Origin of the sequence: Gloeomargarita sp. SKYB120, from assembly GCA_025062155.1 — a bacterium.
GTDB lineage: Bacteria > Cyanobacteriota > Cyanobacteriia > Gloeomargaritales > Gloeomargaritaceae > Gloeomargarita.
The window spans coordinates 16,406-27,422 of sequence record JANXAM010000028.1 but is presented as its reverse complement, the minus strand read 5'-3'; the positions used below and the strand labels follow the sequence as shown (position 1 = coordinate 27,422).

At 56.0% G+C, this 11,017-nt stretch carries 5 protein-coding genes and 1 CRISPR repeat array; all 5 genes read right to left on the bottom strand.

The annotated features are described in order from the left end of the window. Positions 1–17: 17 nt before the first annotated feature. Positions 18–3,082: direct repeats of the CRISPR family, unit length 37 nt; unit sequence GTCTCAAAGTCCTTATCCCGGTATGCGGGATTGAAAC. Between the two features lie 16 nt (positions 3,083–3,098). From NZ705_09875 to NZ705_09855, 5 genes are read right to left on the bottom strand one after another with little or no spacing between them, the layout of a single operon-like run. After that, entirely contained in the window at positions 3,099–4,679 is a 1,581-nt protein-coding gene (locus NZ705_09875; GenBank protein MCS7293258.1) for a glycosyltransferase family 39 protein, read from the bottom strand. Further along, the gene (locus tag NZ705_09870) at positions 4,676–7,339 is read right to left on the bottom strand and encodes a GAF domain-containing protein (protein MCS7293257.1); all 2,664 of its coding nucleotides are present in this window, start codon (positions 7,337–7,339) and stop codon (positions 4,676–4,678) included. Before NZ705_09870 ends, NZ705_09875 begins: the two co-directional genes overlap by 4 nt. Positions 7,340–7,380: 41 nt before the next feature. Next, positions 7,381–9,168 carry a M3 family metallopeptidase gene (locus tag NZ705_09865; protein ID MCS7293256.1) on the bottom strand — a complete coding sequence of 596 codons (1,788 nt, stop codon included), beginning with the start codon at positions 9,166–9,168 and terminating at the stop codon, positions 7,381–7,383. 15 nt (positions 9,169–9,183) lie between these two features. Then, positions 9,184–9,912 (bottom strand): 16S rRNA (uracil(1498)-N(3))-methyltransferase, encoded by a 729-nt coding sequence (locus NZ705_09860; protein ID MCS7293255.1) that lies wholly within the window; start codon positions 9,910–9,912, stop codon positions 9,184–9,186. A 5-nt stretch (positions 9,913–9,917) separates the two neighbouring features. Continuing rightward, the gene (locus NZ705_09855; GenBank protein MCS7293254.1) at positions 9,918–10,985 is read right to left on the bottom strand and encodes an ABC transporter ATP-binding protein; all 1,068 of its coding nucleotides are present in this window, start codon (positions 10,983–10,985) and stop codon (positions 9,918–9,920) included. Between the last annotated feature and the right edge of the window lie 32 nt (positions 10,986–11,017).

Here is an 11,017-nt window from a genome sequence, read left to right as displayed (position 1 = left end):
GCCTTTCCAGGCGCGGAGTCTCAAAGTCCTTATCCCGGTATGCGGGATTGAAACCAAAGAACAGCTCTGATAAGCTCCATTCTAGGCTGGGTCTCAAAGTCCTTATCCCGGTATGCGGGATTGAAACTCTATTTAACGGCGACGCAAGCTTGCAAACAACTTATCGTCTCAAAGTCCTTATCCCGGTATGCGGGATTGAAACAAAGCTGACCCTGCAGGACAGCCCGCAGGCGCTGTAGGAGTCTCAAAGTCCTTATCCCGGTATGCGGGATTGAAACCTATAGGATTGTCGGAACGTAGCTTATTAGTGTGGGTCTCAAAGTCCTTATCCCGGTATGCGGGATTGAAACTCCGGAACAACCGCCGTTAAGGCATAGTCCTCAACGTCTCAAAGTCCTTATCCCGGTATGCGGGATTGGAACGTGCAATTGTACTAACAATCACCACCAGTGGTGAAACGTCTCAAAGTCCTTATCCCGGTATGCGGGATTGAAACAGTCAAGCCATCTCCACCTAGCAATGCCTGGTCATGTCTCAAAGTCCTTATCCCGGTATGCGGGATTGAAACGTTCCAATTCTTCACGGTATGACGGTGGAATACGCACGTCTCAAAGTCCTTATCCCGGTATGCGGGATTGAAACGGCGTGGACAGCGGCGGCCCAGATAGCATCCCTATGTCTCAAAGTCCTTATCCCGGTATGCGGGATTGAAACCCCACGCCACACCAGCAATTGCCACTGGCCTAGCTGGTCTCAAAGTCCTTATCCCGGTATGCGGGATTGAAACACTACTTACTTTCTGATGGAATTATTATGGCTAGAAGAGTCTCAAAGTCCTTATCCCGGTATGCGGGATTGAAACCCAGAAGGCTTCCAGGAAGGTTCCGTAGGGTTCCAGGTCTCAAAGTCCTTATCCCGGTATGCGGGATTGAAACATTATCCGTTTCCAGTAGCAGATATTCTCCGATAGCAGTCTCAAAGTCCTTATCCCGGTATGCGGGATTGAAACAGCCTTCTGGTAGGCGCGGGCCTTAGCTAAAAGCTGGGCGTCTCAAAGTCCTTATCCCGGTATGCGGGATTGAAACTATCTTCACAGGCGCGCCTAGATGAAAGTCACCAAAGTCTCAAAGTCCTTATCCCGGTATGCGGGATTGAAACTGCCCAGTGCTCGCCCACCAAGTCAACGCATGGGAATCCGTCTCAAAGTCCTTATCCCGGTATGCGGGATTGAAACCAAGTATTCCTACCAGGGTCGGGAACGCCGGATGTGTCTCAAAGTCCTTATCCCGGTATGCGGGATTGAAACATGACCTATGGTTACCCGTAGTTTTGGCAAGACCTTGGTCTCAAAGTCCTTATCCCGGTATGCGGGATTGAAACCAGGACCACAGGGACCACAAGGTCCGCCAGGCGGCCTGTCTCAAAGTCCTTATCCCGGTATGCGGGATTGAAACGGAAGGATGAACAACGGCGGCAACGATGGTAACGTTGTCTCAAAGTCCTTATCCCGGTATGCGGGATTGAAACAACTTAGCCAAGTGCACCAGGGTCGTGGTCTTGCCGTCTCAAAGTCCTTATCCCGGTATGCGGGATTGAAACAGCTCCTCGAGAGAAGCGATCTCTCGAAGATTGTCCAAGGTCTCAAAGTCCTTATCCCGGTATGCGGGATTGAAACCTTTTGGCACTTCGACCGTGAGGGGGTAGTCAATGGTCTCAAAGTCCTTATCCCGGTATGCGGGATTGAAACCTTAAATTGGCAAAACAGGGAATGTGCATTAAGGAGAGTCTCAAAGTCCTTATCCCGGTATGCGGGATTGAAACTTCTGAATCTGTTCTACACTGGCTGAATTTATGTCTAGCGTCTCAAAGTCCTTATCCCGGTATGCGGGATTGAAACGCCCGGTTTTGGTCGAATAGCCCGATGCTCGGGCTATCCGTCTCAAAGTCCTTATCCCGGTATGCGGGATTGAAACAGCTTCCACCGCCTGCTGGTTGACAGGTTCATAGCGGTCTCAAAGTCCTTATCCCGGTATGCGGGATTGAAACTTTCGCTTCCTTTAGCACCCAGTGGAACATTTGAGTGTCTCAAAGTCCTTATCCCGGTATGCGGGATTGAAACTCCACCAGGTAGTGTTTGGGATGCCGAAAGTCCCAAGTCTCAAAGTCCTTATCCCGGTATGCGGGATTGAAACAACTCGAAAGCCCATGAACAAAACGATAACAGCCATTAGTCTCAAAGTCCTTATCCCGGTATGCGGGATTGAAACGAATTGTCAAGAGTGCAGGGTCGGGCGCAGAGTCGGGCGGTCTCAAAGTCCTTATCCCGGTATGCGGGATTGAAACTTTCTTTAAATTGGGACAAGTTGCCCCACCTTAACTGTCTCAAAGTCCTTATCCCGGTATGCGGGATTGAAACTTTGCCACGCACCCGGGCAAAGGCGAGCGCCCGCCGAGTCTCAAAGTCCTTATCCCGGTATGCGGGATTGAAACCATTATTTCGTCCTCCAGAACGCAGCCAGCAGCAGGTCTCAAAGTCCTTATCCCGGTATGCGGGATTGAAACAATTCAGACCCAGGAGTTTGATTACCCGCTGGCGGAGTCTCAAAGTCCTTATCCCGGTATGCGGGATTGAAACAACGACCTACTGAAAGAATCCACGCTACTGGCCAATGTCTCAAAGTCCTTATCCCGGTATGCGGGATTGAAACCCGACCCCTATAAGGGTCAGAACTGTAAAGTTCTTCGAGTCTCAAAGTCCTTATCCCGGTATGCGGGATTGAAACTCTCTTGCGGCTGCCCAGGGTGACAAAATTCGACCTGGTCTCAAAGTCCTTATCCCGGTATGCGGGATTGAAACACAGCGCCCGACCTTCGCCCAGGCTTCGCCCGACCGTCTCAAAGTCCTTATCCCGGTATGCGGGATTGAAACGCTGCAGGCTTTCTGGGCGTCTTTGGGGGAATTATTGCGTCTCAAAGCCCTTATCCCGGTATGCGGGATTGAAACTGCCAAATCTTGCGGGAGTCGTGATGAAACGCAAAGTCTCAAAGTCCTTATCCCGGTATGCGGGATTGAAATTGAAACAGATTGAAACACTTAATCACAACTTCGGTAATGGACACTTTGCAGGCATGGGTTTGGGTGTAAACCCAACATCTGGGCCGACAAGCGTGTAGTTTTCTGCTTGGCCGTAAACGCGATGCCCTGGTAAATTGAACTGGCTTAACTCTTTGGTCTTGATGAGTAAAAAGGGACGGGGTGAACGCGCTTGCCAGAACTCCACTAGTTTTTCTTTGGGATGGGCTTCGATGCGCCGGCCACTGTAAAAATCCAAGGTTCTCCGGCTGTGATGACGGGAAATATAGACGTCATAGTTGGGTGGGACAAATTCTCTCACCAATTGGGCGACGGGTTTCACAGCAAATTCGGAGTTATTCAATTCCCAGTTCCAATAGGGGGTGGTCATCAAAGCCACGATGGATAAGTAAAAGCCCCCTGTTAATATCACCAGAAACTGCCGCTTTTGTCGCCAGAGATACCAAGTAGTTCCTGCTAGCGTCATTGTTAATATCAGCAGTACTCCGAGCAACTCTAATTGCCCTACGATTAGCCCGTAGTAAATTCCGGTGCCAATCGCTCCCACTGTTAAGAACCCAAATACATAAGCCCACCAGCGCGGCCAGATAACTTTGCATTGCCAGATTTGAGTGATGTAGGCTCCCACCGTCAAGGCAAAAAAGGGATATACGGGCATCACATACCAGGTGATTTTTGTGGTCATCGCTGAGATAACGCCCAGAAATATCCCAGTTCCCAGTAGGCTCAATTTCGCCCAGGATTCATCCCGGTTTCGCCAGGCATTGACCAACCCCAGCGGCCAAAAGAAAAACCAGGGCCAACTGTGGAAAAACAAGTGCTGCACGTAATACCAGGGGGGACCCGGTTCACCACCGACCACTTCCCAGGTGCGGGCGAGGCTTTGTTTCACCAAGTGCTCTCGGATGAACACAGGACCATAGTGAAGAAGTTGCAGCATAAACCAACTCAGCCCAGGTAACGTTCCCAACACCAATCCCACCCAAAACCTTGGCTTTTTGAGTACCTGGGGACTATCCCACAGCAAAAAGGCCAGCGCAATCACCCCTAGCGGCACCGCAATTAACCCTTTGGTCAAGGCCAGCAGTCCCAGCAGCAACCCCATCACCCAACTCCAGCGCACTTGCTGTCGAGTGAGTGCGGTGGCCACCAATAGCCAGACCAAGCCGGTGACCACTGTGCCATCCAACATCGCCAAGCGCCCGTGTCGCACCACCGGCAACAGGGTCAAAAACACCAAAGCTGACCAGCGCGCCGCGAATTCTTGACCAAAGACTTGCCACCCCAAAACGTACATCCCTGGCACAGCCAGCGCACTCAATAAGGCCGCCGGTAAGCGGGTTGTCCAGTCGGTTATCCCCCCCAAGTGATAGGCAGCAGCGGTTAACCAATGCACCAGCGGCGGTTTGTTGAGATAGGGTTCGCCCATGCGGGTGGGGAACAACCAGTTGCCCGTGCAAAAAATATCCCGCGCCACCAGAGCAACTTGACCTTCATCCACATCCCGCAGCGGTACATTGTCCAGACGGATCAACCACGCCACGAGTGAGAGAACCGTCAACCCCAGGAGCCACCGCCGGTTCATAGGGCCAGGGAGAGCCACAGGCGACTGGAAAAGCGTTGATCCGGTAATTTTTCGTAAAACAGTTCGCCGCCCATCTGTTGCACCTGCAACCGGCACAAGAAGAGTTCCCGCATCGGCGACGTGTTCAACACACCCTTGCTCAGGGGGTCGGGATGGTCTGGGCGTAGTTGCTCCAGCAGCGTTTCGGGGATGGGGCCGTAATCGGTAATCGCGACTTCCATCAGGCCGTTGGAAACAAGTTGGCACCAAATATCCACCCGTCCCTGCTGGGGAGAACGCTGGCAGGCAAAACGCAGCAATTCCGCCAGGATAAATTCCAACCGTTCCCCGTCCCCTAGGACCTGCGCTTTTTCTGGCCCCTGCTGATGCACGCGAAACCAGACTTGCCGTTCATTCATCAGGTCTTGCACCCGCGCCGACACCCGCCGCAATAACCCCGCTAACGGCACCGGCTGGAGATGCAGGGACAGGTCGGGTTGCAGCCACCGGCGAGCCTGTTGTGCTTTTGCCGGCCATTGCTCAGGAATCAAGCTGCTTATCTCAGCCGCCCATTCCGGCCATAGGCATTGCCGCCACCAATCCTGGCACGCCAATTCCAAGTAGCCCTGTTGCCAGTCTTGCAACCGTTGCCTGAAGGACTGCTCCCGCGCCATGACCTGAGCCAGGACTTGCAAGAGATGAACCATTGGGGACGGCCAAGGGTCTTGCCCGCGGTCTAGTAACATCAGCAGAGCTTGCGCCGGTTCACCAATGGGTACGGCTAAAATTCGCTCAATCCCTGGGCCGGTCAACCACCGCCGCGTTTCGGGTTCCAAATCTACGCCACTTTGCACCCAGGGTTCTGATTGGCGAATGACCTGTTGAATGAACGGATCATCATCGAGCGAAATGTCTGTGTCAGTCACCACGGCAAACGGTTCATGGTGGGGATGGGCGACCACCACTTGACCGGTCTGAGCGCCTGCAGCCCACGTCACCAAAGCCACCTGGGGCACGTCCAAGGCTTGGGCCAGATATTGCACCAACGCCGATGGCTTTTCTACCAGTGTCAACGCCTGCGCCAGCGCTTGGTAGAGACGGGTTTGGGACGCCTGTGCCTGATGGAGATACCATTGCCGCGCCACTACCCCCAACTGTCGCGCCACCGCCTGGGCAAATTGACGGTCCTGGAGACTCCAGGCGTAGGGTTGGGAGCAGGTTAAAACCAATAAGATTTCTGGTGGTCGTTCCGGTACCGCATTGGCAGCCAAGACAGCTTGCACCCCTTGATTCTGCAGGGTTTGCCGCCAGGTCATCAGTTTTAAGTCCGTTTGCCAGTTGGGGACGGCCAGCACGGGATGGTCGCGGCTCAAGGCTTCGTAATCGAGTTCGTGTAGAGCAGCTAATGGCCCTACAATCGGTCGCTTCTTGAAACTCTGATGCACAATGTCGTAGTGACGGCTGTCAGGATTCTGGTGCAACAACAACCAGCGGTCGCCCGGTAGGTGCTGGTCGAGAATTTGTCCCGCCGTTTTGAGCGCCTGTTGCCAGTCTTGTGTGCCGTAAATCGCTTGGGCGATGCCGATATGCACCTTCTGTTCAGTTTCCAGTCGCATCAGGGTTTGGGATAAATCGGCCAAGGACGATAGCAGCGCGATGAGTTGGGCAACGCCCTGAACAGCCGTCTCGGCAAAGGCATCCCAGGGTCGGGGTTGACGACTCAAACAGGCGCAAAACCCCAGCAACTGTTTCGATTCAGGGGCATAGATGGGAGCGGCAATGAGGGCTTGAGCATGGTACTGCTGCCAAAACTGGGCGCCGATAGCCATCCGTTCTGCCTGGCTCGCATCGGGAATCACGACTCTTTCGGCCAGCAACAATTCTTGGTACAGCCCTCGCAGCACCGCTAGGGGGATCACGTCGTCCCGGCGTAAACGGGGGGCGCTGGTTTTCAGGGTGAACTGACTGGCGCGTTCGTCGTAGGCGTACAGCAGGGTTTGGTCCGCTCCCACCGCCTGGTGCAGTTGTTCGATGACCACAGCCAAGCGTTCGTGGTACCCCTTTTGCTGGCGACATTTGTCCATCACTTGGATGAGAAATTCCCCCGCCTGCTGGGTTTGTTGCCGTTTCTGCCGCTCCTGTAGCCGTTGCAATTGCTGGGTCAGTTCGCGGAGAAACAAACGCACCCGCAGCTTGCCATCCGGTCGCAGGGTCGCCCCCCACTCGGAAATCCCCAAAAAGGCAATGCCCATACCGCCCGGCAATGGGTACACACTGGCCCCCACCGGTCGCCAGCGACTCATCCGATGGACCCATTCGCCCCGGCGGGCTTCTTTGTTCCAGTCGGGAATATCGAGTGGTTGTCCCTGTTCCAATACCTGTTGCCAGACATCACCCGCCGTGATTTCCAACCGCTGGCGCAACAATGTCCCTTCTTCCTTGGGGTTGGGCACCACGCCATCGCGTCCCACCAGGGTTTTGCGCACAGGGTCGTAACTGGCCAGCCATACCCACACCTGTCCCTGGCGTCCATTGACGGCCAACGCCGCTTGCAACTCCTGGGCCAAGTACGCCGCACCCTGATGCCAGACCTGTTCCAGGGCGGTGGTGGCCTGCAATTTCTCTATCGCTCGCACCAGCGCTTGCAAACAGGCCTCGTCATTCGACGTTGCGGCTGACAACGGTACGGACTCCGAACCCCACTCCCTTCAGCTTATCAGGGTCACAGCGTTGCTTCTAGCCGGTCCAGCAATTCCGCAATCGTGTCCAAAGCCGCCGTGATCGTCGCCGGTTGCGTTAAATCCACCCCCACATACTGTCGTAGTGCTGCAATCTGGTCCTGCGAGCCGCCGCTGGCCAGCAACTCCGAATAACCTGGGATAAAGTCCTGACCGTGCTGGCGATATTGCTGGTAACAGGCCAGGCTCACGATGCTGGACGCTGTGTACTGGTAGCAATAAAAGGGTTTGAAAAAGATGTGACTAATCCGCGCCCAGTCCACCGCGTGTTCCGGCAAAACGTCCACGGCGTCACCACACAGTTGTTGATAGAGCGCCAGCCAGGTTTGATTGACAAATTCGTGGTCAAAACTTCCTTGGGCGGCCCGTTCATGAATCGCTAATTCCAAGCGGCTAATGGTGCTTTGCCGGAACAACAAATTCAATTGGTCTTCAATCAAGCGCACCAGCAAAACGCGCTGTAAATCCCGCTGGTCATGGGCTTGGGCCAGTAAATAGTCCAGCAGTAATAACTCGTTAAAGACCGATGCCACTTCCGCCAAGACCATCGGGGGATTGCTGTTGAAATAGGTTTGGTTTTCCCCAATCCAGGCGAAATGCAACCCATGCCCGAGTTCATGGGCCAGCGTGAACAGGGAATTGTAATCATCGGTGTACGAAAGCAGCAGAAAACTATTTTTGCCATGCACGTAGGAACAAAAGGCCCCGCCCTGTTTCCCCGGTCGCACTTGGGCATCCACCCACCGCCGCCGGAAAAATGTTTCCGCCCGTTGCCGGTACGCTGGACTGAATTGCTCCAACGCCGCCAGCAGCAGTTCCACCCCCCGGTCGTAGTCCACCTGCAAGTCCACTGGTTGCGTGGTTGGCCAAGGCGCTATCACGTCACAGGTGCGGATTTTCATCCCCAGCACGTCGCCCTTGCGCCGGTAGTAGCGTTGAAATAGGTCGTAACGCGCCGCTGTCCCCTGCATGATGGCGTTGAACACCGTTTCTGGCACTTCATCGGCCAGCAATTGCTTCGCCAGGGTGGAGGGATACCCCCGCATCTGGTTTTCCAACCGGTGGTCCTGGGCAATGGTGTTGAGGATGTAGCCGTAGAGCAGGTTGTGTTCGGCCAACTGCTCCCGGATGCTGGTGTAGGCCTGGTAACGGGTGTCGGGGTCGGGATGCATCAGCAACGCGCCCAGTTCCGCTTCCAGTTGGGCGGTTTTGCCTTCAGGCGTGGTCACGGGACGGTAACGCAACGACCCCTGGTGCAACGTATGCAACTGGATAAACGCCTGCCGCCCCGTCAAACTGTCCTGGTTGCGGGTTTGTTCCACCGCTTCGGGGAGTTGGTAGGGCTGGGTCAACCGTAGGCGCTCTAGGTAGTGCCGGTAAGTCGCCAGCACGGGTGAGGCGGCCAAAGCGGCGAGTTGTTCGGATGGAAGTTGTTGCAATTCCAGCGCGAAAAACAACACCTGGTTTTCGATGGCTGTAGCCGCCTGGCGCACGTGGTCCAAGACTTGCCGCGCTTGGGTATGGCGGGTGTCAGCGGCAAAGCGCAGCGCTGGATAGGCCCAGCAGTATCCCAGCCGCTCCCATAGAGCTTCCAATGTTTGCAGCGCCGTGCGCACCTGTTCGGGCGTGAGTTCCGCCACCCGCCCCCGGTACTGCTGGCGAAAGGTGGTCGCTTGCGCTTGCAGGTCCTGTAAATCCTGTTCCAAGCGAGGGTCGTCCAAGTCCTGGTACAGCACGGACAAATCCCACTCGCGGGCGTAGGTGACTGTCATAACCCATCGCTCCCACTACCTTTCCCATGATGCCGCAACCAGAGCCAGAGCAACCACCGGCGCCGTGACGCTACGGAGCACCCGCCTGCCCAAGGAAACCAACGTCGCCCCCTGCGCTCGGAACCAGGCCATTTCAGTGTCGCTCCACCCCCCTTCCGGCCCGATGCATAGCGCCAGCGGTTCCGGTTCTGGACCGAGTACATCGCGCAGGTGGGGAGCATTGGTATCCAGCGCACACACCAAACAGCGCATTGTCGCCACTTGCGACCAGGCATCGGCCAGCGATTGGGCGGGCGCAATCCGAGGAATCCACTGGCGCCAGGACTGTTCGGCGGCTTCCGTGGCGATGCGTTGCCAGCGCTGGTGGCGTGCCGGACTGGGGTGGACTTGGGTGCGTTCGGTTAGCAGGGGAATGATCTGCCGCACACCCAATTCCGTGGTCTGGCGGATCACCTGTTCTATCCCATCGCCCTTGGGAATTCCCATCAGAAGTGCGACGGGTGCCGGGAGTTCACAGTCCACAGGCAGCGGTTCCCCGATTTGCGCGCGGGATGGGCCAGTTAATTGCGCCAGCCACCAGTGCCCCTGGCCGTCCATCGCGATAAAGGAGTCTCCGGTTCGCAGGCGCAGGACCCGTTCCAGGTAATGGCGTTGCCCAGGCGTAAGTTGCACCTGCTGGTCCTGGATTTGCTGGGGCTGGATGGCGAGTCGCTGGTACTGGCGTAGGTCGCGTCCATCGGGCATGGAAGTCAGCGCGCTGGTTGGGCAAACACGCGCACCCCTTCCGGTTTGACCCGCAGCCGCACGCGCGTTCCGGCTGGTAGGAGGGGTCCCTGGCGCACCCGTGCATGCAATTCCCGCCCCGATGGCGTGGTCAAACAGTAGCGATATTCGCGCCCGAGAAACTGCCCATCCTGGACCACCGATTCGCCGTGGTCATCGGGTTCTAGGCACACACTCTCCTGGGGAATCATCAACTCGCAAGGGCTGGCAACCGGTTCTGGCGCTGGCAAATCCGTCACCAAACCAATGTCCGTTTGCCAGGTGGCATTTCCTTGGGGCACCGCCGGCAACCAGTTCGCCTGGGTCACCAATTCCGCCACCACCCGCGACGCCGGATTTTGGTAGAGTTCGGCGGGCGTCCCGACCTGTTCAATCCGTCCCTGGTGCAACACCGCCACCCGGTCGCACACAGCAAAGGCTTCTTCCTGGTCGTGGGTGACGAAAATCCCGCCGGTGCCGGTGCGCTTGAGAATCCGCCGGATTTCGTGCCGCAGTTGTTGCCGAACCTGGGCATCCAAGTTGGACAGGGGTTCATCCAGCAGGAGCAAGCGGGGATGGGGAGCCAAGGCCCGCGCTAGCGCCACCCGCTGTTGCTGACCGCCCGAGAGCTGATGGGGATAGCGGTTGCCGTAGTCTTGCAATTTCACCAGCTCTAAAACCTGCCGGACCCGTTCTTGACGCGCCGCTGGTGAAAGATGTCCTAGCCCAAACGCGACATTTTTCCAAACCCGCAGGTGCGGGAACAGGGCAAAATCCTGAAACACCATCCCTACCCGGCGCTGTTCGGGAGGCACCCATTGCCCGTCACCGGCGACTGGCTGACCTGCGAGCGCAATCCTACCGCTGGTGGGTGCTATAAAACCAGCAATTAATCGCAGTAAGGTGGTTTTGCCACAACCCGACGCCCCGAGCAAGCCAAGGATTTCCCCCGGCGCGAGGGTCAAGTGAATATCCGTCAAAGTGGGCTGCTTCTGGCGCGGAAACCAATAGCTCAAGCCGGTGACCTGAAGAAGTGGTGTCGCTATTGTGGGCATTTTGGCGTCACCTTTATTGCAAAATAAGTTCA